We start from the raw sequence: 24,102 nt of genomic DNA, 5'->3' as shown, positions 1-24,102 counted from the left end.
ATGTAACTCGAGAAGTCTGTCGCTTTTGACAGGCTTCTTTTCATGGATTCAATCATAGAGAGAATATATTTCAATTCCCATCTTCCTGTGAAGAGAAATATGCTAGAATATTCATAAGATATGATGATTGTCACTGAATCACGGGAGAATAAGGGAGAGAACATGAAAAGCAGAGTATATACAGGGAGAAACGAAGATCTGATTGAGTCTCTGAATGAGGATATGAGATGCGCGGATACGATTAAGATCATCGTATCCTTCATCATGGAATCCGGTGTGAAGCTCATAGAAGAGAGCATTGCGACTGCGCTGAATAGGGGAGCCCGAATAGAGATTCTTACAGGAACCTACCTTGGGATTACAGAGCCCTCTGCACTCTACAGACTGAAGAATCTGCTTCAGGATAGGGGGGAAATCAGAATCTATACGGGGAAGAACTCCTTTCATCCCAAAGGCTATTTCATCCGAGAGGAGAAGGGAAGGCGCGTCTATGTGGGTTCATCCAATATCTCACGGATGGGACTTGTCTTGGGACTGGAATGGAACTATATCATCGATGAGAAATATGATGAAGAATCAGTGGAAAGGTTCGAATCTTCCTTTGATGCACTGTTTGAGAAGGAGTCCTATGAAATGGATATGGATTTTCTCAGAAGGTATTCTGCCAGCTGGAAGAAAACCGCATACATCAGAGAAGCGGAGTCCGATGAAAAAGGGGATGCGGAGGAGATTACCCGGATTGAACCAAGGGGGATCCAGAGTGAAGCCCTCTATGAGCTGGACTTAGCAAGAAAAGAAGGGGTAGAGAGAGGACTTGTGGCAGCAGCCACAGGATCAGGAAAAACCTATATCGGTGCCTTTGATGCGAAACAGTTTGGTGCTTCGAAAGTGCTTTTCATCGCCCATCGGGAAGAGATTCTCAAGCAGGCCATGGAAAGTTTCAGAAATGTTCATCCGGACAGAAGCATGGCGCTCTTCAATGGTCAGTGGAAGGATCCGGATGCGGATTTCATTTTTGCCAGTGTGCAGACTCTTTCCAGGGAAGAGTATCTGAAATCTCCGTATTTCCAGCCAGATCAGTTTGACTATATGATTGTGGATGAATTTCATCATGCCGCTGCGGACAGCTACAGAAAAGTCCTTGACTACTTCAGTCCCAGGTTTCTCCTTGGCCTTACAGCCACGCCCTATAGAATGGACAATCAGGATATTCTTGCCTTATGCGAGAATAATATGATCTATGAACTGAACCTGTCCTCTGCCATCAACAGAGATGTTCTATGCCCTTATCGCTATCTGGGCGTCTATGACCTGGTGGACTACAGTCAGGTGAAATCTGTGAACGGAAAATATGTCATGGACGATCTGGAAAAGGCCTACAGACTCCACGAGAGATCCGAGGAAGTGTATAATAAGTACAAGGATTACGGGGGAGCCCATACCATCGGCTTCTGCGCTTCCATCGGGCATGCTGAGGAAATGGCCGCTTTTTTCAGAAGGAAAGGAGTCGTTGCTGAGGCGATGCACAGCAGTATGGAAATCGGACAGTCAGACCGAGAGATTATTGTGGAAAAGTTCAGAGAGAAAAAGATCCGTGTGCTTTTCACAGTGGATATCTTCAATGAAGGTGTGGATATTCCAGAGATCGATACGGTGATGTTTCTCAGACCGACAGAATCCTATGTGGTGTTTCTTCAGCAGCTGGGCAGAGGACTGAGAAAACATGAAGATAAGAAAAGGCTGACTGTCATTGACTTCATCGGAAACTACAAAAGAGCCCATTATAAACCGCTTCTTCTCGCGGGGAAGAATCCCATGCTGAGCGAGAAGAGAGGGGTTCATCCGGAAGATCTGGGTTATCCTGTAGGGTGCCAGGTGACCTTTGATCTTCGGGTCATCGATCTGTTCAAGGAAATGCAGAAAAGAGATCCCCTTGCGGTAAGACTCAGAGATGAGTTCTACAGATTAAAAGCCGACCTTGGAAGAAGACCCACCAGAACCGATCTATTCACAGGTTCTGATATGGACCATAAAGAGTTCATGAGAGATGGGTATCTGAAGTATCTTTATTCCATCGGAGAGCTCAATGAAGTCGAGGAGAGCTGGATAGGTACAGAGGTAGAAGGGTTTCTTCGAAAAATGGAAAAAACCTCCATGTCCAGGTCCTATAAGATTCCCGTTCTGCTTGCACTGACGGAAAATGATGGTACAGTGTCCTATGAGGAGCTGGGGGATTATTTCATGAGATTTTACACATCCAATCCAAGACGAGCGATGGATCTTGAAATGAACAGAGGAAATGAGAACTGGAGAACATGGACACAGAAAGACTATCTGAAAAAAGCCTTGGAGATGCCGGTGCGCTTTCTCACCAAAAAACTCCTGATTCACGACAGGGAAATTCAGTGTCTTCTTTTTAATGACCGTATACAGGAAAGCTTGAGTGAGGATCTGGCATCGCACATGTACGACATACTTGAAATGCTGGAAGAGCGTTATTTTGCAAGAAGTTTTATCAAGGGGTAGAAAGATGAGTTACAAGCATACAATCGATTATTATGACAAACATACAGATCTCTTCGTGGAAGGGACGCTAACCGCGGATATGAGTGCGCACTATGAGAAGTTCCTTCCCTACATCCCAGAAGGAGGGACCATCATCGATGCAGGTTGCGGATCGGGCAGAGACGTGAAGCACTTCAAAGAGAAAGGGTACAGGGTTCAAGCTTTCGATTATTCCGAGAAAATGGTGGAAATCGCAGAAAGACATTCAGGGGTTCCGGTCATCCACTGTGATTTTCTGGAGTTTGAACCATCGGAGAAGGCTCATGGCATATGGGCCTGTGCTTCCCTGCTTCATATAGACGAAAAAAAGCAGAGAGAGGTCCTTCTTCGGTATAAGCGGTTTCTTCATGATGAGGGCGTTTTCTTCATGTCCTTCAAATACGGAAAAGGAAGTTATGAGAAAGACGGAAGAAGGTTCTTCTGTCATACACTGGAATCGCTGCAGGATATGATTGTGGAAGCAGAAGACTATGAGATTCTTCATCTCTACACCACAGAGGATGTACGTGAAGACAGGAAAGATGAAATGTGGTCTACCGCAATTATCCGGCTGAAAGGGTAATGGAGAATGCACTGAAACATTTTCTTCCTATATAGATAGAAGACACCTTGATTAAGGTCGGATTGTTCGGTAAACTATTCATAAGAAGAATTATTCTGTATGCACTGAAATCACCGGGGGGAAGATTTAGTTTCCTTTGGTGATTTCTTTTTTTCAAAATAATTGGAAAATTCCCTGTTTCTCTTGTGATATAATGAAAGAAACGGAGTGTTCTGAAACGCTTTGATGGAAGAACCGCTTATTTGGAAAGACTGAACTGAGCTTACGGAATTACTGGCTGTTTTCCTGCGGAAACAATATTCTGCTGTTGGAATTCATGTATAAGAGCAAGGAGAAGATCACTTGGAAAATAAGAAAACAAATGAGACGTTTGTCATGCCTGTGAAACAGGTTCATCCGAAGATGACAAAGGAAATGTACGAGAAGCTTGTGAATTATCGTGTGAAAAAATGTGAGACCATTGAAAAGCTGCATCATACCTACAATCTGCCGGTCATCACCATACGGGCCAATTATCCTGGTATTTTGAAGAACAACGAGACCACAAGGTTTGTCATCGAAGAAATCGGGAAGACCTTTGATGCGTTTTTTCATGATAAGATGCTTGCGGAAGAAACCTATGATACACCGGAAGGTCCTACCACGTTCTATGTCCTGAGCGGAGATGCCAGAACTCTGAAGGAGAATGCGGTCTTCATCGAGCAGAATCATGAGCTGGGCAGGTTTGTGGATATTGATGTCTATGACATTGATGAAGAATACGCCATCACAAGGTTCGAACTGCATTATGAACCCAGAAAGTGTTTTCTCTGCGACAAATCCGCCAAGGAATGCAGTCAGAACAAGACGCATTCCGTGGAAGAGCTCATTGCCTTCATGGAAGAACGAGTGAAGGAGTACATCAGAAACAAAGAATAAGGCTACCAAATAATTTCAAGACAATATATAGCGCACTACAGCAAATTTATTTTGGAGGGTTAATATGAAAATTGGAATACCGGCGTCAAGAGGATATGCCATAGGACAGGCATTTATCAAGAAGCATGAGGAACTGAAGATCACAGATGAAAAAGTGACGGATGTGGCTGCGGAGAAGGAAAGCCTCAGAAGAGCAGCAGAGGCTTCAAAAACCCAGCTGGAGAAAATCAGAAAGAAAGCATTCGAGTCCATGGGCGAGGAAAAAGCCATGGTGTTTGATGCGCATCTGATGTTCTTCGATGATCCCGAATTCATGGGTGGAATCGAAGCGGAGATTGATAACAACGGCAGCAACGCGATCAAGGCAACCAATGATGTGATGAAAAATTACGTAGCCATATTCGAGTCCATGGATGATGAGTATATGAGAGAAAGAGCAGCAGACATCAAGGACGTTTCCAAACGTCTCATGAACAATCTGGCAGGCATCGAAGACAGCATTCTCATTCAGGAGAACAACACCATCGTGGTGGCAGACGATCTGACACCATCAGATACCGCGCAGCTGGATAAGGAAAAGGTCATAGCCTTCCTGACCAATGTGGGCGGAAGAACCTCCCACAGTGCTATCATGGCAAGAACCCTTGAGATTCCTGCGGTGGTGGGACTGAAGGACATCACGGAAGTGGTGAAGAACGGGGATATCCTCATCGTGGATGGTATTGAAGGAAGAGTATACATCGATCCGGACCATGATACAGTGACAAAGTTCATTGCCCTTCAGGAAGCACACAACAAGGAGAAGGAAGAACTGAAGAAACTTATCGAAGTGGAAGCGGTGACGAAATCCGGCAAGAGAATAGAAGTGGCAGGCAACATCGGAAAACCTGAAGATGTGCACAAGGTACTGGAAAATGGTGGAGACGGCATCGGTCTTTTCAGAACCGAGTTCCTCTACATGGACCGGGAAGAAATGCCCACGGAAGAAGAGCAGTTTGAAAGCTATAAATATGTACTGGAAAAGATGGAGAACAAGCCTGTTGTCATCAGAACCCTGGATATCGGCGGAGACAAACAGCTTCCTTATCTGGTCATGCCAAACGAAATGAATCCGTTCCTGGGCTATCGTGCCATCAGACTCTGTCTGGATCGTACAGACATCTTCAAGATTCAGCTGAGAGCATTATTAAGAGCATCCGTATATGGAAACCTCAAAGTCATGTTCCCTATGGTATCTTCCCTGGATGAGTTCCAGAAGTCCAAAGAGATTGTGGAAGAATGCACGAAGGAACTCAAGGCGGAAGGAAAGGAAGTCAGTGACTCCATCGAATGGGGCATCATGGTGGAGATTCCAGCAGCGGCTGTCATGGCGGATGAGCTGGCAAAGCATGTGGACTTCTTCTCCATAGGCACCAACGACCTGATTCAGTACACACTGGCAGCTGACAGAATGAGCGAAAAGGTATCCTACCTTTACGATCCGATGCATCCAGCAGTGCTGAGACTGATCAAGATGACCATAGATGGTGCTCACTCACAGGGAAAGTGGGTAGGCATGTGCGGAGAAATGGCAGGAGATGAAACCGCCATTCCAACCCTGGTGGAATATGGGCTGGACGAGTTCTCCATGTCCGCTTCCTCTATGCTGAGAGCGAAACAGGTCATTCTGGAGCAGAAATAGAAAATCCTTTTAAGCCGGCGGAAGCCGGCTTTTCTTACGCCTTCCTGGAATCATCAAAGATGCTGGGAATCCAGCCTTTTGAAGAATTTCGTGAAGGGTGGTATAATATGGATTATCCGAATTGGAAAGGAGGATGAACCATGGTAAAGAAGACACCGAACCTGGAAACAGCGACGGAACTGAGAAGAGTGACACATGGCTACTATGGCGATCCTAAAGGATATGAGGAAATTCTCTACAGGACGAGAAACAACAGATATGTTCTTCTTCAGAGAGGTGGAGCAGAAAGTCCTTACAGTGAGGAGAAGATTACCCAGATTCTGAAGGTGAAAGCGCAGGAGTGGCTAGATTCTCTCTAGGGAGAACGGGAACCTTTTTAAAAGGTTCTTCGTGCAGGATATGTAAACGTTTAGCTCATCAGGTAATGGAAAATGATTTATTGAGTACTTAATGTATAAATGGAATAAAATGGAACTATTTACCATGGAGGTGTAAAATGGCAGCGCTTAAGACGCAGAAAAACGATCGAGACGTGGTGGAGTTCATCCATGCTTTCGCAGAGGGAGAGCAGAAGGTGAAGGATAGTCTCTTCCTTCTTGAATTAATGGAGAAGATTACAGGATACAAACCTGTCATGTGGGGAGAGAGCATCATCGGATTCGGACAGTATCACTACAAATCCCAGCGCAGCAGGCAGGAAGGGGACTGGCCGCTCATCGGATTCTCCCCTCGAAAATCCGCCATCAGTCTCTATACCTATACGGGGATGGAGGAGCATGCGTATCTTCTGGAGAACCTGGGCAAGTTCAAGATGGGCAAAGCCTGCATCTACGTGAAGAAGGTCAGTGATATCGACCTGTCAGAACTTGAAAAGATGATCCGGACAACCATGGCCTATATGAAGGAAAATTACGAAACAAGCGAAGGCTGATGAATAGGCCCGGGAGCGGGAATCTCTTTTACTGGGAAGTGAAATATGGGTTATTTTTTATCTTCGCCCCTACAAAAAACAGAGAGAATGTGTATAATGGGTAGTATAATGTTTTGAGGAGGAAAGAAATGATTAAGGCAGTAAATGGAGAAAGCTTCGAGCAGGAAGTACTGAAAAATGAGAATCTGGTTCTTGTGGATTTCTGGGCACCATGGTGTGGACCCTGCAAGATGCTGGCACCCTTATTTGAAGAACTGAATGATGAAATAAATGATGTGGAATTTGTAAAGCTGAACGTGGATGAGAATCCGCAGCAGGCAGCAAGATACAGAGTGGCAAGCATCCCGACTTTGCTGGCGTTTAAAAACGGCAATATCGTAGGACAGCTTGTGGGCTTCAGACCAAAGGAAGAGATCAGAGCGTTCATCGAAAAGAATAAGTAGAATGTGAAACCCGGAGTGCAGTCTTCGGGTTTTCTGCATTTTTTCAGGAGGAAGAGAACCTAACGGAGAAAGAGAGCATGGCAAAACTTAAAATTTGCAGAATGAATTCTGAATTTCGCAGACGAATTCATGAATAAATCTGGAAAAAGCTGAAATTGTGCACAACAGATGCCCTTTATATTGTATAATTTAGGTATATTGACACAAATATGTGGAAAAGGAGGAGGTGCATGTTGGAAACGCTCAATACCATACTGAATACCGTTCGAAATATCAACATTTCATCCGTCATTGATATCCTGATCGTTGCTTATCTCATCTACAGAATGTATAAGCTGATCATTGAAACGAGAGCGGAGCTTCTCCTTAGAGGAATTATTCTGATACTGCTTCTAATCCCCATAAGCTATATTTTCAACCTCACCATGGTCTACACCATCATTTCAAAGACCATTACCATCGGAGTACTGACCCTGGTCATCATCTTCCAGCCTGAAATCAGAAGAATGCTGGAACACATCGGACGTTCCGCCTTCAGCGACCGAAGGGTGCTGCGGGATACGGATATCCTGACCAAGGTGGTCAATGAGATTGTGGCGGCCATGGACAATCTGAGCAAGACGAAAACGGGAGCACTGATTGTCATAGAGCAGGACACAGGTCTTGGTGACATCAGCGAAACGGGAATCAGAATCGATGCGCTGGTCTCCACCTCTCTGCTGGAGAATATCTTTGTGCCCAATACCCCTCTGCATGACGGAGCCACCATCATTCGTGGAGACCGTATCATGTCGTCGGGATGCGTGCTTCCACTGACCACCAACAAGGATATCAGCAAGAAACTGGGTACAAGACACAGAGCGGCTCTGGGACTGAGTGAGGTGTCGGATTCTCTGATACTCATCGTTTCCGAGGAAACGGGTACCATCTCTCTGGCGCTGAATGGAAAGCTCGTAAGAAACTATGACAGAGACAGACTGCAGAAGATTCTGGTGAAGATACTCACCAGCAAGATTCAGAAAAAACAGACATGGAAGGAGAGGATGGATCAATGGCTAAGCAAAAAGGATCGGACATCCTCCTGAAAATCATCAGCCTGATTCTTTCCTTCAGTCTGTGGATCTACATCATCAATGTGGAGAATCCCATCAAGACCATGAGGGTCTATAATGTGCCCGTAAGGCTGGAGAATCTGGAAAACATCGATGAGCAGAATCTGGCCCTTCTTCCCAACCAGGATGTGATGGTGACCTTGACTGTGAAAGGACCCGCATCGGAAGTATACAGAAGTGTGGCCAGTAATTTCAGGGTCATTGCAGACCTGGATGATATCGCCTTGAAGGCAGGTCCCAATGAAGTGCCCATCGAGATCACCTCTTATCCTTCGGATATCGATGTGACCCCCAGCAGCAATGTGAAAGCCATCATCTATCTGGATGATTATCTGGAAAGAGAAGTGACCATCGTATCTCAATATGAGGCAGTGGCTACGGAAGAACATTTTGTTGCCGGCATCACATTCAATCCGAGCTCGGCCACGGTGAAAGGACCTGCGGAGTATGTCAACAGAGTCACTGCACTGGCAGCGAGAGGAAGCAGAGAGAATCTGGACATCGACTATAAGGAAATCATATCCCTTGTGCCCATCGATGAGAACGGGAATGAGGTGAATCATGTGATAGTTTCTCCGCTCTATGTGGAAGTCAATGTGGAGGTCTTTGAAACAAAGACCGTGCCGGTTGTCATTGACACCTCAGGAGAAATCGGAGAAGGATACGAACTTCTGGGCAGCTCCGTGGCACCGGGAGAACTCCTCATTGCAGGACCGGATGGACTGCTGGAACAGGTAAATGAAATCAGAACGGCGGAGTTTGATCTGTCCAGTCTCACGGAGACCACCGATGTCATACAGAATCTCGTGATTCCAGATGGAATCATCTCCATCAACGGCGGAAGCACCGCAACGGTGTCCTTTGAAGTCAGAGCCTACGAATCGAGGACCCTTGAGAAGAGCATTTCGGTCCTTGGACTGGCGGAGGGTCTTGTTGCAGAGTTCAGTTCTGATACGGTGGAGGTGGTGGTCAGTGGACCACAGGACCCACTGGAAGCACTGACAGAAGCGGGCATCACCGTGGAAATCGATCTTTCGGGTCTGGAAGCGGGAGAACATGAAATCACACCTGAGATCGGACTGCCGGAAAATATCGGTCTGGTCACCACGACGCCGGAGACCATCACGGTAATCATCCGAGATGAAAATGAAATACCTCCAGAGGAGAATCCGGAGGAACAGCCGCCGGAGGAAGAGACCCCGACCAATACTGAAACCCCTTAGATATATAAGTGGAAGCCTTCGGGCTTCCATTTTTGGAGTGAAAACAGATGATTAAAATCAATAACATGGAACTGCATTTAGAGGAAGAGAAAGAGGATCTTGTGAGAAAAACGGCGAAAATGCTGAAAATCTCAGAAGAGGAGATCAGAGAAATACGGATTGTAAAAGAATCTGTGGACGCGCGAAAAGAGCCGCTGAAATTCGTCTACAGCATTCTGGTCCGAACAGAGCGTGAACAGGAAGTGCTCCGGAAAGCAAGACATAGAAATGTCTCCTTTTACGAAGAGAAGGAACCGGAAAAGGTCGTGCCTGGAAGTGAAAAGCTTGGCGTGCGCCCTGTGGTGGTTGGACTGGGTCCTTCCGGACTCTTCACGGCGCTGAAGCTGGCGGAGGAAGGGTATCGCCCCCTGGTCATTGAACGAGGACAGGAAATTGAAAAAAGAGACCGCGCCGTGGATCTTTTCATGGAGAAGGGGATACTGGATCCGTCTTCGAACATCCAGTTCGGAGAAGGGGGAGCAGGCGCCTATTCAGACGGAAAGCTCACCACGAGGATCAAGGACATCCGCGTGCGAGAGGTTCTTGAAAAGCTCATGGAAGCCGGAGCACCGGAGGAAATCTCCTTCCAGGCCAAACCTCATGTGGGCACGGACCTTCTGAAGGACGTGGTGAAGAACATCAGAGAAAGGATCATCGCCCTTGGCGGGGAAGTCCGGTTCGAGACGAAACTGGAAGACATTGAAGTAAAAAACGGAAAAGTGGTTTCCATCACAGCGAACAAAGAGAAGATTCCCTGTGAAGTGCTGGTGCTGGCTTTAGGCCATAGCGCCAGGGATACCTATGACATGCTTTTTGACAGGGGATTCACCATGATCGCCAAGTCCATGGCTGTGGGTGTGCGTGTGGAGAATCTGCAGTGGAGAATCAATGAAAGCCAGTATGGCAGCGTGCATCTGAATCCGAAGCTCAAAGCCGCAGAGTATTCACTCACGGCCAAGGCAAAGGACGCCAGAGGGGTCTACAGCTTCTGCATGTGTCCAGGGGGCCTGGTGGTTCCGGCATCCAGCGAGGAGGGCATGCTTGCGGTCAACGGCATGAGCTACCATGCAAGAGATGGAAGAAACGCCAATTCCGCCGTGGTGGTTTCTGTGACACCAACAGACTATGGTCCGCACCCGCTGGATGGGATCCGCTTTCAGAGAGCCCTGGAGACCAGGGCATTCCAGATGGGCGGTGGCAATTATCATGCACCTGTCCAGAAGGTGGAGGATTTTCTGGAAGGGCGTATGAGTACTTCCTTCGGAGAGGTACTCCCTACGTACATGCCGGGGGTGAAGTTTGCCGATCTGGGCGCACTCTTTCCTTCTGCCATCACGGAAGCATTAAAGACAGGACTTACGGAATTTGACAGGAAGATTAAAGGATTCACTGGGCATGGCGCCATCATGACCGGTGTGGAGACCAGAACCTCCTCTCCCGTGAGAATCGTCCGAGACGAAAGCTTGCAGAGTGCTCAAGTTCGAGGCGTGTATCCTGCAGGGGAAGGGGCCGGTTATGCGGGCGGTATCATCTCCAGCGCGGTGGATGGACTGAAAATCGCGGAAGCGGTGATCAGTAAGTACCAGCCTTTAGATATATAGTATATTCAATAAACATAGAAAAATCAGGACTATCTTGAATCACTCATTTTTGACAATTTCGCATTAAAAATCCGATAAATGGTCAGAAAATGAGAATCAACTAACGATAGTCCTACTTTTTTTGTGATTTTTTAACAGATGGGTTGAAAATAAGCGAGTTTTAGGTATTTTCAAATGTAAAGGGTTTCTGATATGATTATAAGGAAATAGTTTGGGGGTGAAAACACATGAAATATGTTTTGGTAATTAATCCAGGTTCAACTTCAACAAAGATTGCCATTTACAGCACGGAATCCATGGAGATTCATACGGAAGTGGTGGAGCATAGCGCAGAAGAAATCAGGAAATACGACCATATAGCGGATCAGGATGCCATGAGAAGAGAAGCCATCGTTTCCGTCCTGCGTGAAAAAGGCATCAGAAAAGAAGACCTGGCTGCCGTTGTGGGCCGGGGCGGACTTCTGAAGCCCATCATCGGTGGTGCGTATCTTGTGGATATGGATATGATAAACGATCTGAAAAATGCGGTGCAGGGAGAACATGCGTCCAATCTGGGACCGATCCTTGCCAAGGAAATCGCCGACGAAGCCGGTGTGAACGCCTATATCGTGGACCCGGTCTCCTGCGACGAGATGGATGACCTGGCCAGATTCACAGGGCTCAAGGGCGAAGAGAGAGGCTCTCTTGCCCATTATCTCAATATCAAGGGTGTCACACGAAAAGTCTGCCGGGAAAAAGGCTATGACTTCAATGAGGACAACTTCATTGTGGCGCATCTGGGGGGAGGCTTCTCCATAGGACCACTGAGAAAAGGAAAACTGGTGGATGTGAACAACGCGAACCACGGAGGACCCTTCAGTCCGGAACGCGTCGGAACGCTTCCTCTGGGCGTTTTCGTGAAATATGCCTACGACAAGAACTATGAGAAGCGAAACCTGCTCAAGAAGTTCCAGAGAGGATCGGGTCTTATATCCCATCTGGGCACCAGTGATGCAAGAGAAGTGGAGAGAATGATCCATGATGGAGATGATTATGCGGCGAAGGTGTATCAGGCCATGGCCTATCAGATCGGGAAAGAGATCGGAGCCTGTGCTGCGGTGCTGAAAGGTGATGTCAAGGCCATCATCATCACCGGAGGTCTGGCCTACTCCAGTCTCATGACCGGCATGATCAAGGAATATGTATCCTTCATCGCACCGGTGGAACTGGTGCCAGGGGAACTGGAAATGAAGTCCCTCTATGAGGGAGCAAGAAGAGTACTGATGAATGAAGAAGAACCATTGCGTTACAGGGAGGAAATACTGAGTGAAAAGTTTTAGTGAGATCTATGAAAAGGTAAAAGGCAATGGCCGTATGAGAACCATTGCCGTGGCAGCCGCAGAGGACGAGCCGGTTCTTCAGGCTGTGGCCAAAGCGAAGGAGATGGGACTCTGCAATGCGGTTCTGGTGGGCGAAAAGGTGAAGATTGAAAGCCTTCTGAAAGAGCTTCATATCGATGATGAATTCAGAATCATCGATGAGAAGAGTCCCGCACAGGCAGCGAAGATTGCGGCGAATCTGGTGCGTGAGGGAGAATGCGACATTCTCATGAAAGGTCTTGTGGATACCAAGTCCCTCCTAAGAGCAGTGCTGGACAAGGAAAAAGGGCTGGCCACAGGAAACCTCATCAGCCATGTGGCAGCTTTTGAAGTGGAAGGCTATGACAGAATGCTTTTTGTGACGGATGCGGCTATGAATACCTATCCTGGACTCAAGGAAAAGGTAGGCATCCTCAATAACGCAGTGAATTTCGTCACCAGTCTGGGTGTGGAAAAGCCCAAGGTGGCGGTGGTATGCGCAGTGGAAGTGGTGAATGAAGCCATGCAGGCCACCATTGATGCCGCCATGCTCTCCAAGATGAACGACCGCGGACAGATCAGGGGCTGCCTGGTGGATGGACCTCTGGCGCTGGACAACGCCCTGAGTGTGGAAGCGGCAGAGCACAAGGGTATCAAGAGTCCGGTGGCAGGCCATGCGGATATTCTTCTGATGCCCAACATCGAATCCGGCAATGTGCTGTATAAGTCCCTGACCTATGCCGCATATGCCAAAACAGGCGGCGTGCTCCTAGGTGCCAAGGCGCCGGTGGTTGTCACATCCAGAGCAGATTCCTTCGAAAGCAAAGTGAACTCCATTGCCATGGCAGTTCTCAATGCGTCCGTGAAATAGCGTAAGCGCAGACAGTGATCAGATCAGAAAAGATATTATATAACAAAAGGGGAGAATTTATGAATAAACTACTTATCATCAATCCGGGGTCCACATCAACGAAAATCGGAATCTTCGAAGACAACAGGGAAGTGAAGTCCTTCACGCTGAGACACGAAGCGTCCGTCATCAACAGCTTCAAGAAGGTCATCGACCAGTTCGAGTGGAGAAAAGACGAAATCAAGAAAATCCTCACAGAGAACAATGAGAGCCTGGACTCCTTCGATGCCTTTGTGGGAAGAGGCGGACTTCTGAAACCGATCAAGAGCGGTACCTACAGAGTGAATGAAGCCATGCTGTCCGATCTCAGAAAGAGCATCAAAGGCGAGCACGCATCAAACCTCGGTGCCATCATCGCCCATGGTCTGGGCACAGAATTTGGCAAGGAATCCTTCATTGCGGATCCTGTGGTTGTGGACGAAATGGAGGATCTGGCGAGGATCTCCGGACACAAGGCTTTTGAGAAAGTGAGCATCTTCCATGCGCTGAACCAGAAAGCGGTGGCCAAGCGTTATGCGAAGGAGAAGGGTGTCAGCTACTCAGACCTTAATCTCATCGTGGTTCACCTGGGTGGCGGCATCAGTGTTGGAGCACACGAGAAGGGCAGAGTCATAGATGTGAACAATGCGCTGAATGGCGATGGTCCGTTCTCTCCTGAAAGAAGCGGCAGCCTTCCAGTGGCAGACCTTGTGGAGCTATGCTATGCAGGAACCCATGAAAAGGCGGAAGTGCTCAAGATGATCACCGGAAAAGGAGGCTTTGTTTCCTATCTTGACACCAATGATGCAAGAGAAGTGGAAGATAAGGCATTGGCCGGAGATGCCTATGCCATGAAGATCTATTCCGCCATGGGCTATCAGGTGGCAAAGGAAGTGGGCGCTGCAGCGGCGGTGCTTAGCGGGAAGGTGGATGCCATCATTCTTACGGGCGGAATCGCCTATTCCAAGCTGATGGTGAAGCTGATCAGAGAAAGAGTGGAATTCATCGCGGACGTTGTGGTGTATCCAGGAGAAGACGAGCTGCTGGCACTGGCTGAAGCGGCCAACAGAGTCCTTTCCGGAGAAGAGGAAGCCATCACCTACGAATAATATGTGAAAGTGCAAAACCGTGATAAAATATTATCAAATTAATAATAAAAAGTGAAAAAATCTAAAATAAGTCAAAAATCGTGATTTGTAAAGGTATACAGGGGTTATTGATAACAAACTGGGGTTTCTGTTGTGAAAATCCGCTTTGCTGACCGATGTAGACATGAATCTTCAAACCAATTCAGGATTTTGCCATGAAATTGGAAATTAGATTAAGGGAAGATTTTATAATAAAATAAAGGTACAGTAAAAATGGAGGGATGCCACTTGGAAAGAATCACTATCATCACAGGGCATTTTGGCAGCGGGAAATCTGAGATTTCCATCAACCTGGCGAAAAAACTGAATCATGAGGGGAAAAAGGTGGCACTTGTTGATATCGACATCGTCAATCCTTTCTTCTGTATCAGAGACTTCAAAGGCACCTTGGCCAAAGACGGCATTGATGTCATTGCGGCAAACCCGGAATGGTCCAATGCAGAGCTGATGGTGGTACCTGGAGAAGTTTCCAGTATTTTTGTAAAAAAAGATACGAACTTCATCCTGGATATCGGCGGAGACGATATGGGTGCAACGGTACTGGGGCAGTATAATCACGAGCTGATCAAAACGGATTACAGCATGTATTTCGTGATCAATACCCAGAGACCTTTCACACCGGACGAAAAGGGAATCAAGGAGTACATCGCGAGCATCGAAAGATCCTCAAGACTGAAGGTGACGCATCTGATTTCCAATACCAATCTCTCCTATGAGACCACCGCGGAGGAAATCATCAAGGGAGATGCAATTGTTCATGATTTGTCAAAAGAACTTGGCATACCGCATCTATACACCGTGGCCAGAAGAGATCTGGCGGAATCGCTAGAGGGTAAGTTACATGGGGAGCTTCTTCCCATCGACATTTTCATGAAAACACCATGGAATTAAAATATTAAGGGGGATATGATATGCCAAAAGTTGTATTTAGAGAAGAACGATGCAAGAGCTGCGGACAGTGTGTGATTGCCTGTCCTGTGAAGATCATCGGTTTCACGGACAGATTGAATGAGAAGGGGTACAGACCCGCCGGTATTCCGGATGAACTCATGGAAAAGTGCATAGGATGTACATCCTGTGGAAGAATGTGTCCAGATCTTGTTATTACAGTGTATAAATAGGGGGTAGAGCAAATGAGTGAAAAAGTTCTCATGAAGGGAAACGAGGCCATTGGAGAAGCGGCCATCAGAGCCAACTGTCAGTGTTTCTTCGGATATCCGATCACACCACAGACAGAAGTCGCAGCCTATATGGCGAAGAAGATGCCTACAATTGACAGAGTGTTCCTGCAGGCGGAAAGTGAAATTGCAGCCATCAACATGATTTACGGCGCTGCAGGTACAGGCGTCAGATGCATGACCAGTTCATCTTCACCTGGAATCTCACTGAAAGCAGAAGGAATTTCCTATATCGCGGGAGCCGAGCTTCCATGCGTCATCATCAATATCGTCAGAGGAGGCCCAGGACTAGGTGGCATTCAGCCTGCACAGTCTGACTACTTCCAGGCGACCAAGGGTGGAGCACATGGTGACTTCCATATGCCCGTCTATGCACCATCCTCCATTCAGGAAATGGTGGACCTGATTACAGAAGCCTTTGATGTGGCAGATCAGTATAGAACACCAGTCATGATCATGGGAGACGGAATGCTGGGTCAGATGATGGAGCCTGTTGAATTCAGACCTTCCACATCCACAAGAGTGCTTCCTGAAAAGACATGGGCTGCCAATGGAAGAAATGGCAGAGCACATCACAATGTCATCAACTCCCTGTTCCTGAAGAGTGAAGAGCTTGAAAAGCATAATGATCACCTGGGCAGAAAGTATGATGAAATCAAGAAGAATGAAGTCAAGTATGAACTGATGAATACGGAAGACGCGGACCTGATCATGGTGGCTTATGGCACCACAGCAAGAATCTGCAAGAATACCATCAAGCTTGCCAAAGCGAAGGGGATCAACCTGGGTCTCATCAGACCGATCACCCTATGGCCATACCCACAGGAAGCTTTTGACCTGACCATCGGAAGCACCAAGCATGGTTACCTGGCAGTGGAAATGAGCAAGGGTCAGATGGTGGAAGACGTGAGACTTTCCGTGGAAGGCAGAAAGCCAGTACATTTCTATGGAAGATCAGGTGGAATGATTCCTTCACCAGAAGAAATACTGGATAAGGCTATGGAAATTGTAGGGGGGAATAAATAATGGAGTTAAAGGATAGAGAAATTCTGTTTAAGCCCACAAACGGCTTACTGGATGTTCCTACACACTACTGTCCTGGATGCACCCACGGTGTCATTCACAGACTGATTGGTGAGGTTATGGAAGAGCTTGATATCGTGGACAAGACCATCGGTGTAGCACCGGTCGGATGTTCGGTACTTGCATACGACTATTTCGCATGTGACATGTTTGAAGCAGCCCATGGTAGAGCGCCAGCGGTAGCTACAGGAATAAAGAGAGCCAATCCTGACAAGATCGTCTTCACCTATCAGGGAGACGGAGATCTGGCAGCCATCGGAACAGCAGAAGCGGTTCACGTTGCGGCTAGAGGGGAGAAAATTGTAACCATTTTTGTGAATAACTGTATTTACGGAATGACTGGTGGCCAGATGGCGCCAACAACTCTTCCAGGACAGAAGACCGAAACATCACCTTATGGAAGAGATGTGGCGACACAGGGATATCCCATCCGATTCTCCGAAATGGTTGCACAGCTGGATGGTTCCTACTACATCGAAAGAGTATCTGTAGATAAGGTGGCCGGTGTTGCGAAGACCAAGAAAGCCATCAAGAAAGCATTCCAGAATGCCATCGACGGAAAAGGATACAATCTGGTTGAAGTGCTTTCCATCTGTCCTACCAACTGGGGCCTCAATACAGAAGAGTCTCTGAAGTGGCTGAGAGAAAACATGATTCCCTACTATCCATTAGGCGTAAAGAAGGACTTGAGCAAAGAGGAGGCGAAATAATGACACAGGAAATTATTTTTGCAGGATTCGGTGGACAAGGTATCCTCTCCATGGGTAAGTTCCTTGCTTTCGGTGGCATGGATGTGGATATGAATGTATCCTGGTGCCCAAGCTACGGCCCTGAGATGAGAGGAGGAACAGCCAACTGTTCTGTCATCGTATCCGACGAGGAAATCGGTGCACCCATCATCACCGCCCCAGACACACTGGTTGTCATGAACAGACCTTCCCTGGATAAGTTCGAAAGCACGGTGAAGCCTGGTGGACTGATCATTCTGGATTCCAATCTTGTTACAAGAGATGTGAAGAGAGAGGACGTAACAGTCATCAGAATTCCAGCTCAGGATGAAGCCGGTGCCATTGGTTCCGTGAAGATCGCCAACATGGTTCTTCTCGGCGCGCTTGTGGAAAAGATACAGATCATCTCCGAAGAAGCCCTGCTTGCTGCCCTGAAGGGTCATGGCAAGGAAGCATTCTTTGAAATGAACAAGAAAGCCATCGATAAGGGCGTGGAATACGCGAAGAAAGAAGCTGTCATGGCGTAATAGGATTTTTATAATTACCTCTTAGGGATTCCCATGAATCCTTAGGGGGTTCTTTTTTATTGGAATGAATGAAAAGGTCATGTCAAAATACTGTAAGGAATATAGGTATACAGAGGACAAAGGCTTGTTTTAGGATAAGGTCTGTTACGCTGAGACTATTTATTGAAAATATAGTACATAAGAGACCAGGGGGTTGTTACGTTGATGATTTCAAGGGAAAATGAGGTGAATTATTAAATATAATCAGCTAAAACGCTTGAATACCATGAATTATTTTCAATATGACAATAATTCATGAAAATACGGGTTTATTATGCTTACCCTCTTTACAACGTAACAATGTTATGTTACACTCTCATCAAGAGGTGAGCAATATGGAAGAACTAATTTCCAAGAAAGATTTACTGGTAGAAATGAGTATATCCTATGGACAGCTATATAGATGGAAAAGAAAGAAACTGATTCCCGAAGAATGGTTCATGAAGAAATCGACTTATACGGGACAGGAAACCTTCTTTCCCCGAGAAAAGATCATGGACCGAATCCATCAGATTCTCAACATGAAAGACGGCGCTTCGCTGGATGATCTGGCAGACAAGTTTTCATCCGACATTCCGGAATCCATGGTGAGAAGACGAGAAGAGCTTCTGAGCCTTCAGATTCTGAGCAAAGAGATCATCAATCTGTATGAGGAGATCTTCAAAGGAAAGGAAGAGTACAGTTTCGAGGATATCCTCTACATGTATATCTCCGAAGATCTGCTCAACCAGGGACATCTGAGTATCGAAGATATGTCGAGGATTCTGCGCATGCTCAGCGACAATTATGAGACCATCAAGGATAAAGATCCAAGTCTTTCTGTATACCGAAAATTCGGCGTGAGCGTGTCCTTGCTGCACAAGAATGGAGAAATCTTCTATTCGGACCAGACACCGATCGTAGACAACTACAGCATCAGAAGTGCTGTAGAGAAGCTGAAACTGAAAATCATCTAATTTGGAGGAGAATCATGGAAAAAAGAGATCTGAAAATATCAGGAGCATCTGTATCCACAGGTGGAGAGTATAAAGACGTAAGAGTATCCGGCGCAAGCAAAATCACATCAGACATCATCTGCGAGACCATGAGCATCTCCGGAGCCATCACAGTGGATGGAAGCGTGAAAGCAGGAAGCTGCAAAGTATCCGGCGCATGCAAGATCAACGGTAACGTTCAGGCTGACGTGATAAAGATTTCAGGCGGGTCCACCATCGGAGGTTCCCTGACGGGAAAGGAAATATCGCTTTCCGGAGGAATCAAGGTAGGGAAATCCATAAAAAGCACAAACCTGAAGCTTGCTGGTGAAATCAAAGTGGACGGAGATATGGAGTGCGAGGATTTCAGGCTGGATGGAGGCATCCTATCAGGCGGCGTCGTGAACTGCGAAACCTGTGAACTGAATCTGGCGACTCGTTCTGAAGTATCTGAGCTGGTTGGCGCAAAGATTACAGTGAGAGAAGGAAACAGTTATACCGGAGGGCTGATCAAAACCATTTTCGGAAAAGGAAAAGGTTCCCTGAAAGTCCATGTCATCGAAGGCGATGACATTTATCTGGAAAACACCACCTGCGAAAGAGTGAGCGGGGAGCGCGTGACCCTGGGACCCGGATGCCGAATCGGAACTGTGGAATACAGTGAGGAGCTCAGCATTGACCCGGATTCCACTGTGAAAGAGAAGATCGAAAGGTAAGGAGTAAAAATGAAAAAATACAATATCCATCTTATCAACCATAAAGGGCATCTCATCCACATGGATGAAACAGAAGGCATTTCCTGGAAGATGAAGAATCTTCTGAATGGAAGAGACTATAACCTGGACTATGCTACGGACAATATCTGTAAAGTTCAGCAGGATGCCATGCGGGAATGGATCATGAAAATGAGATGGTAATCCATTCCATCTGAATACTGCTGAAGATCTGAAAATCGAAAGGTAAGGAGTAAAAATGAAAAAACATAATATTCATTTCATCAATCACAAGGGACATCTCATCCACATGGATGAAACAGAAGGCATTTCCTGGAAAATGAAGAACCTTCTGAATGGAAGAGACTATAACCTGGATTACGCTTCTGACAATATCTGTAAAGTTCAGCAGGATGCCATGAGAGAATGGATCATGAAAATGAGATGGTAAGTCCAGACCATGGGGATGCTGCTCTAGGATAAATCCTGAAAGTAAGGAGAAGAGAAATGAAAAAATATAACATGCATTATATCAATGATCGTGGACAGCTGGTCCATCCTGAAGAGGCTTTACGAAAATCCTGGAAGATGAAACCGCTGCCCGAAGAAAAAGAGTACAGGATGGACGAAGACTCCGGAGACTATCACAGGAAACAGAGAAGAGCACTGAGTATATGGGCCATGAAAATGAAGTGGTGAAGACCCGAAAGTTTCCTGCTGCGAAGTGATGAAATCACTTGAAAGGAAGTAAAAATGAAAAAATACAACATGCATTATGTCAATGACAAAGGACAGGTTGTGCATCCGGAAGCGACAGAAGGCATCTCCTGGAAGATGAAAAATCTTCTGAACGGCAGAAAAGCGGATCTGGATTATCCTTCTGACAATATCTACAAAGCTCAGCAGGGTGCCATGAGGGAATGGATCATCAAAATGAGATGGTGATTGCTTTAAGAATTCCCTGAAACGGAAATAATCTAAACGGGCTATCAGAAAAGATAGCCCTACAGCTCGAAAGGGAGTGTAATTATGGATAAGAACAATATAAAGAGTGTGGGAGACATCCATCTGGAGGCGGGAGACTATGGGGACATTTCCTGTGCGGGTGATCTGAGGTTCAGTGGCAGCGTTTCTGCTGAGAACGTGAAAGCGGCAGGGGATCTCGTTGCGGAGAAGGATGTCAGAGCCGTGAAGATTTCCGTTTATGGCGATGGAAAGTTCAAGGGGAATCTCGAAGCGGATGAAATCAGCGTCTACGGAGACGGGAATTTCCATCAGCGTGTGAAGGGCAGGGAAATCAAGATCTACGGTTCCATGAAGGGCACCGTGGTGGAGGGTGAGAAAATCACCATCAACGGAGAACTGGAGAAGGTCGATGAAATCAGCGCGGAAGAGCTCACCTTAAATGGAGAATTTCATGTGACAACCTCCATGAATCTGGGCTACGGGAAATTCAATCTTGGCGGGAAATCCGAGGCCAAAGAGATTTTCTGTGAGAAGCTGGAAGTCCATAATGGGATGGAATCCTTCCATGGAATCTTATCCGGACTGATTTCCAAAGGAAAAGGCGGTACACTGAAGGTGGGGGTCATCGAAGGGGATGAGATCCATCTGGAAAATACAGCAGCGGATGTGGTCAGAGGAAAAATCGTCAAGATCGGCAAAGGATCGAGAATCGGAAAAGTGGAGTACAGTGATACCCTGGAAATCTTCGATGATGGCGTTGTGGACCTGAAAGAAGAGTTCTAGTCCTGCACCCCATGCTCCATGGCATAAGAACAGTCCATGGATTGTCATTCTTACAAGGATGCGCTTTGCGCATCCTTCTTCCTTTTGCAGCCTATCGGGAAATATGGATAGATAGTATCAGGATATCCATAAGTGAACATAGCGGTTTTTCTGACAGCATAAAGCTCTTGATGGTATAATGATAAATAGAGTTAGAACATTGAAAAGCTAAAATAATGAAGGTGGTGAATCCCCGTTGAAAACCAATATCAGTATGAACAATACCCTGACAAAACTCAGTGAATTCAAGAATGTATCCACATTTCAGGTGCTGGAGTATGAGGATCTGAAAGGCGGTACCGATGTGAAGACAGCTTTCATGCTGTCCTACATGCGAGAAGCCAATATCAAGCTGAGACAGCTGAGAATCGTCTTAAGCGGCGGTGGCGTCTACACGGAGGCCAATGCTCTGAGTTTCATGAGAGGACCCATTGAAGTATCCACCAACACGGGCGGACTCTTCAGTCTGTCCAAGAAGTTCGTATCCTCCAAGATCTCAGGAGAGCCTGTGATCAAGCCCCACTTCAAAGGAGTGGGAGAGATTCTTCTGGAACCTTCCTTCGGTCATTATGCCCTTCTGGAGCTGGAAGAGGAGGAAATCATCATCTATGATTCCCTGTTCTTTGCAGCGGAAGACGGCATCGAAATCGGCATCAGCTCCATGAAGACCGTCAGCAGTGCCCTTTTCGGGACAGAAGGTCTCTTTCAGACGAAGCTGAAAGGATCCGGTATCGTGGTCCTTGAAATTCCCGTGCCAGAAACGGAAATCTTCAAGTATTCCCTGGTGGACGATGTGCTGAAGATTGACGGGAACTTCTCGGTTCTTCGAACAGCAGGCATCCAGTTCACCGTGGAAAAGACCACGAAGACCCTCATCGGTTCAGGATTCAGCGGAGAGGGACTGCTCAATGTCTTCCGGGGAACCGGTGAAGTGTGGCTCATGCCTACCAAGGTGGTCTACGACAGGATCCTTACTGAAGGTCTGAGTTTTGGCGTCGGTGGGATGGACAACATGATGGGGGACACCTGGAAGAAACATCCCAGGGAAAAGGAAGCAGATCACAAGGAAGAGAAATGATACGGTAATCATATTTCAGGGGCGAATGGTCAGAAGTGATTTGGTATATCCGGCCATGTGTTATATAATATTATCGTTATGCGAATCAATTGAAGAAATGAGTAAATAGTAAGGATGGTAAATTATGAGTAGAATGTTCGGAACAGATGGAGTGAGAGGAATCGCAAACAGCGAACTGACTCCTGAACTGGCTTTTCAGCTTGGGAAAGCGGGAGCGCTGGTACTAACAAAGGGAACCCATAAGCCTAAAATCCTGGTGGCGAAGGACACCAGAATCTCCGGAGACCTTCTGGAGAGCGCCATGGTTTCCGGTATGCTCAGCGTAGGCGCTGAAGCGGTGCTTCTGGGCGTCGTGCCTACACCGGCTGTGGCGTATCTTGTGCGCGAATATGGAGCGGATGCGGGGGTCATGATATCAGCCTCCCACAATCCCGTTGAATTCAACGGAATCAAGTTCTTCAATAGAGAGGGATTCAAGCTCAGCGATGCACTGGAAGATGAAATCCAGAAGATCATCGAAGAGGATTTTGACGGCATTCCCGTTCTCATAGGTGGAGACATCGGCCATGTGAGTCATGCGGAAAACGCAACAAGAGACTATGTGGAGTTTGCGGCAAAGACCCTGGAAGGGGATCTTACGGGCATGAAAATCGCCCTGGACTGTGCCAACGGGGCAAGCTACAGAGCTGCAGTGGACACCTTCGAAAAACTGGGTGCGAAGGTCCATGTCATTCACAATGAGCCCAACGGAATCAACATCAATGAACACTGCGGGTCCACCCATCCCGAGGATCTCATGAAGTTTGTGGTGGAGAACCAGTGCGATCTGGGTCTGGCCTTTGACGGGGATTCAGACAGATGTCTGGCTGTGGATGAGAAGGGAAATCTTGTGAACGGGGATTTCATCATCCTTGTGGCAGGACTGTATCTCAAGGAAATGGGCAAACTGAAGGATGACACCATTGTGGTCACCGTTATGAGTAACCTTGGACTGATGCTGGCAGCCAAGGAGCTGGGACTGAAGGTGGCCATCACCGCTGTAGGAGACCGTTATGTGCTGGAGAACATCATGGAGAATGACTACTCAATCGGAGGAGAGCAGTCAGGTCATGTGATCTTCAAGGATTTCAACACCACAGGGGATGGAATCGTAACAGGGGTTCAGCTGGCAGGAATTGTGAAAAACAGAGGGAAGAACCTCAGCGAGCTGGCGTCCATCATGAAGGAGCTGCCACAGGTTCTTGTGAATGTGAAGATTCCCAATGAGATGAAGAAGATCCACGAAACCGATGAGGAAGTGAAGAGTCTCATCCGTTCCGTGGAAGAGAAACTGGAAGGCAAGGGCAGAGTGCTCATCAGACCGTCGGGTACCGAGCCGCTGGTGAGAATCATGCTGGAGGGTGAAGACCTAGAGGAAATCACCGAATCAGCTGAAAACATTGCAGATCTCATCAAGAGCAGATTATAGACAAAGACAGGTATGGATGGAGAACGACATCATCTTGTGGTGTGGTTCTCCTTTCCTGAGCAATGATTTATTTTTAT

At 46.9% G+C, this 24,102-nt stretch carries 27 protein-coding genes; all 27 read left to right on the top strand.

Going from position 1 to position 24,102, the window contains the following annotated elements; genetic code table 11:
- The first annotated feature begins 162 nt into the window (after positions 1-162).
- The 27 genes from J3A84_RS06810 to glmM all read left to right on the top strand — a co-directional run bounded on the left by J3A84_RS06810 (position 163) and on the right by glmM (position 24,025).
- Entirely contained in the window at positions 163-2,526 is a 2,364-nt protein-coding gene (locus J3A84_RS06810) for a DEAD/DEAH box helicase family protein (RefSeq protein WP_207599253.1), read from the top strand.
- A 4-nt stretch (positions 2,527-2,530) separates the two neighbouring features.
- The gene (locus J3A84_RS06805) at positions 2,531-3,127 is read left to right on the top strand and encodes a class I SAM-dependent methyltransferase (protein WP_207599252.1); all 597 of its coding nucleotides are present in this window, start codon (positions 2,531-2,533) and stop codon (positions 3,125-3,127) included.
- Positions 3,128-3,469: 342 nt separating this feature from the next.
- Positions 3,470-4,045, top strand: coding sequence for a citrate lyase holo-[acyl-carrier protein] synthase (citX, locus tag J3A84_RS06800; RefSeq protein ID WP_207599251.1), 576 nt, complete (start codon positions 3,470-3,472; stop codon positions 4,043-4,045).
- A 64-nt stretch (positions 4,046-4,109) separates the two neighbouring features.
- Positions 4,110-5,726: a phosphoenolpyruvate--protein phosphotransferase gene (ptsP, locus tag J3A84_RS06795; protein ID WP_207599250.1), complete on the top strand. Its 1,617-nt coding sequence runs from the start codon at positions 4,110-4,112 to the stop codon at positions 5,724-5,726.
- A 140-nt stretch (positions 5,727-5,866) separates the two neighbouring features.
- Positions 5,867-6,085 carry a hypothetical protein gene (locus tag J3A84_RS06790; protein WP_207599249.1) on the top strand — a complete coding sequence of 73 codons (219 nt, stop codon included), beginning with the start codon at positions 5,867-5,869 and terminating at the stop codon, positions 6,083-6,085.
- Positions 6,086-6,222: 137 nt separating this feature from the next.
- Entirely contained in the window at positions 6,223-6,657 is a 435-nt protein-coding gene (locus J3A84_RS06785; RefSeq protein ID WP_207599248.1) for a DUF1801 domain-containing protein, read from the top strand.
- Positions 6,658-6,785: 128 nt separating this feature from the next.
- Positions 6,786-7,100, top strand: a complete 315-nt coding sequence (gene trxA, locus J3A84_RS06780) for a thioredoxin (protein WP_207599247.1) — start codon at positions 6,786-6,788, stop codon at positions 7,098-7,100.
- A 233-nt stretch (positions 7,101-7,333) separates the two neighbouring features.
- A complete protein-coding gene (gene cdaA, locus J3A84_RS06775) occupies positions 7,334-8,185 on the top strand; it encodes a diadenylate cyclase CdaA (protein ID WP_207599246.1) in 852 nt (283 codons plus the stop codon).
- Positions 8,152-9,435 (top strand): CdaR family protein, encoded by a 1,284-nt coding sequence (locus J3A84_RS06770; protein ID WP_207599245.1) that lies wholly within the window; start codon positions 8,152-8,154, stop codon positions 9,433-9,435. Before cdaA ends, J3A84_RS06770 begins: the two co-directional genes overlap by 34 nt.
- A gap of 47 nt (positions 9,436-9,482) precedes the next feature.
- Positions 9,483-11,075, top strand: coding sequence for an NAD(P)/FAD-dependent oxidoreductase (locus J3A84_RS06765; protein ID WP_207599244.1), 1,593 nt, complete (start codon positions 9,483-9,485; stop codon positions 11,073-11,075).
- Between the two features lie 227 nt (positions 11,076-11,302).
- Positions 11,303-12,394, top strand: a complete 1,092-nt coding sequence (gene buk, locus J3A84_RS06760) for a butyrate kinase (RefSeq protein ID WP_207599243.1) — start codon at positions 11,303-11,305, stop codon at positions 12,392-12,394.
- A complete protein-coding gene (ptb, locus tag J3A84_RS06755; RefSeq protein WP_342590945.1) occupies positions 12,381-13,283 on the top strand; it encodes a phosphate butyryltransferase in 903 nt (300 codons plus the stop codon). Before buk (J3A84_RS06760) ends, ptb begins: the two co-directional genes overlap by 14 nt.
- Before the next feature lie 59 nt (positions 13,284-13,342).
- A complete protein-coding gene (gene buk, locus J3A84_RS06750; protein WP_207599241.1) occupies positions 13,343-14,410 on the top strand; it encodes a butyrate kinase in 1,068 nt (355 codons plus the stop codon).
- A gap of 267 nt (positions 14,411-14,677) precedes the next feature.
- Positions 14,678-15,340: a nucleotide-binding protein gene (locus J3A84_RS06745; RefSeq protein ID WP_207599240.1), complete on the top strand. Its 663-nt coding sequence runs from the start codon at positions 14,678-14,680 to the stop codon at positions 15,338-15,340.
- A 20-nt stretch (positions 15,341-15,360) separates the two neighbouring features.
- Positions 15,361-15,570, top strand: a complete 210-nt coding sequence (locus tag J3A84_RS06740) for a 4Fe-4S binding protein (protein WP_207599239.1) — start codon at positions 15,361-15,363, stop codon at positions 15,568-15,570.
- A 12-nt stretch (positions 15,571-15,582) separates the two neighbouring features.
- Positions 15,583-16,653, top strand: coding sequence for a 3-methyl-2-oxobutanoate dehydrogenase subunit VorB (locus J3A84_RS06735; RefSeq protein WP_207599238.1), 1,071 nt, complete (start codon positions 15,583-15,585; stop codon positions 16,651-16,653).
- Positions 16,653-17,420, top strand: a complete 768-nt coding sequence (locus J3A84_RS06730) for a thiamine pyrophosphate-dependent enzyme (RefSeq protein WP_207599237.1) — start codon at positions 16,653-16,655, stop codon at positions 17,418-17,420. Before J3A84_RS06735 ends, J3A84_RS06730 begins: the two co-directional genes overlap by 1 nt.
- The gene (locus tag J3A84_RS06725; RefSeq protein ID WP_207599355.1) at positions 17,417-17,965 is read left to right on the top strand and encodes a 2-oxoacid:acceptor oxidoreductase family protein; all 549 of its coding nucleotides are present in this window, start codon (positions 17,417-17,419) and stop codon (positions 17,963-17,965) included. The genes J3A84_RS06730 and J3A84_RS06725 overlap by 4 nt, the downstream gene beginning before the upstream one ends.
- A gap of 374 nt (positions 17,966-18,339) precedes the next feature.
- Positions 18,340-18,960, top strand: a complete 621-nt coding sequence (locus J3A84_RS06720) for a DUF4004 family protein (protein WP_207599236.1) — start codon at positions 18,340-18,342, stop codon at positions 18,958-18,960.
- 14 nt (positions 18,961-18,974) lie between these two features.
- Positions 18,975-19,694: a polymer-forming cytoskeletal protein gene (locus J3A84_RS06715; protein WP_207599235.1), complete on the top strand. Its 720-nt coding sequence runs from the start codon at positions 18,975-18,977 to the stop codon at positions 19,692-19,694.
- A gap of 9 nt (positions 19,695-19,703) precedes the next feature.
- Positions 19,704-19,895, top strand: a complete 192-nt coding sequence (locus J3A84_RS06710) for a hypothetical protein (RefSeq protein WP_207599234.1) — start codon at positions 19,704-19,706, stop codon at positions 19,893-19,895.
- 55 nt (positions 19,896-19,950) lie between these two features.
- The gene (locus J3A84_RS06705; RefSeq protein ID WP_207599233.1) at positions 19,951-20,142 is read left to right on the top strand and encodes a hypothetical protein; all 192 of its coding nucleotides are present in this window, start codon (positions 19,951-19,953) and stop codon (positions 20,140-20,142) included.
- 56 nt (positions 20,143-20,198) lie between these two features.
- Positions 20,199-20,390, top strand: a complete 192-nt coding sequence (locus J3A84_RS06700) for a hypothetical protein (protein ID WP_207599232.1) — start codon at positions 20,199-20,201, stop codon at positions 20,388-20,390.
- Positions 20,391-20,444: 54 nt separating this feature from the next.
- On the top strand, positions 20,445-20,636 hold the full coding sequence (locus J3A84_RS06695) for a hypothetical protein (RefSeq protein ID WP_207599231.1): 192 nt from the start codon (positions 20,445-20,447) through the stop codon (positions 20,634-20,636).
- An 84-nt stretch (positions 20,637-20,720) separates the two neighbouring features.
- The gene (locus J3A84_RS06690; protein WP_207599230.1) at positions 20,721-21,440 is read left to right on the top strand and encodes a bactofilin family protein; all 720 of its coding nucleotides are present in this window, start codon (positions 20,721-20,723) and stop codon (positions 21,438-21,440) included.
- A gap of 235 nt (positions 21,441-21,675) precedes the next feature.
- Entirely contained in the window at positions 21,676-22,557 is an 882-nt protein-coding gene (locus J3A84_RS06685) for an AIM24 family protein (protein ID WP_207599229.1), read from the top strand.
- 124 nt (positions 22,558-22,681) lie between these two features.
- Positions 22,682-24,025, top strand: coding sequence for a phosphoglucosamine mutase (gene glmM, locus J3A84_RS06680; protein ID WP_207599228.1), 1,344 nt, complete (start codon positions 22,682-22,684; stop codon positions 24,023-24,025).
- Positions 24,026-24,102 lie beyond the last annotated feature (77 nt).

Source organism: Proteiniclasticum aestuarii (genome assembly GCF_017368455.1).
Lineage (GTDB): Bacteria > Bacillota > Clostridia > Clostridiales > Clostridiaceae > Proteiniclasticum > Proteiniclasticum aestuarii.
Note: the sequence above shows the minus strand (reverse complement) of the source record. Positions and strands in the feature narration are given on the sequence as shown.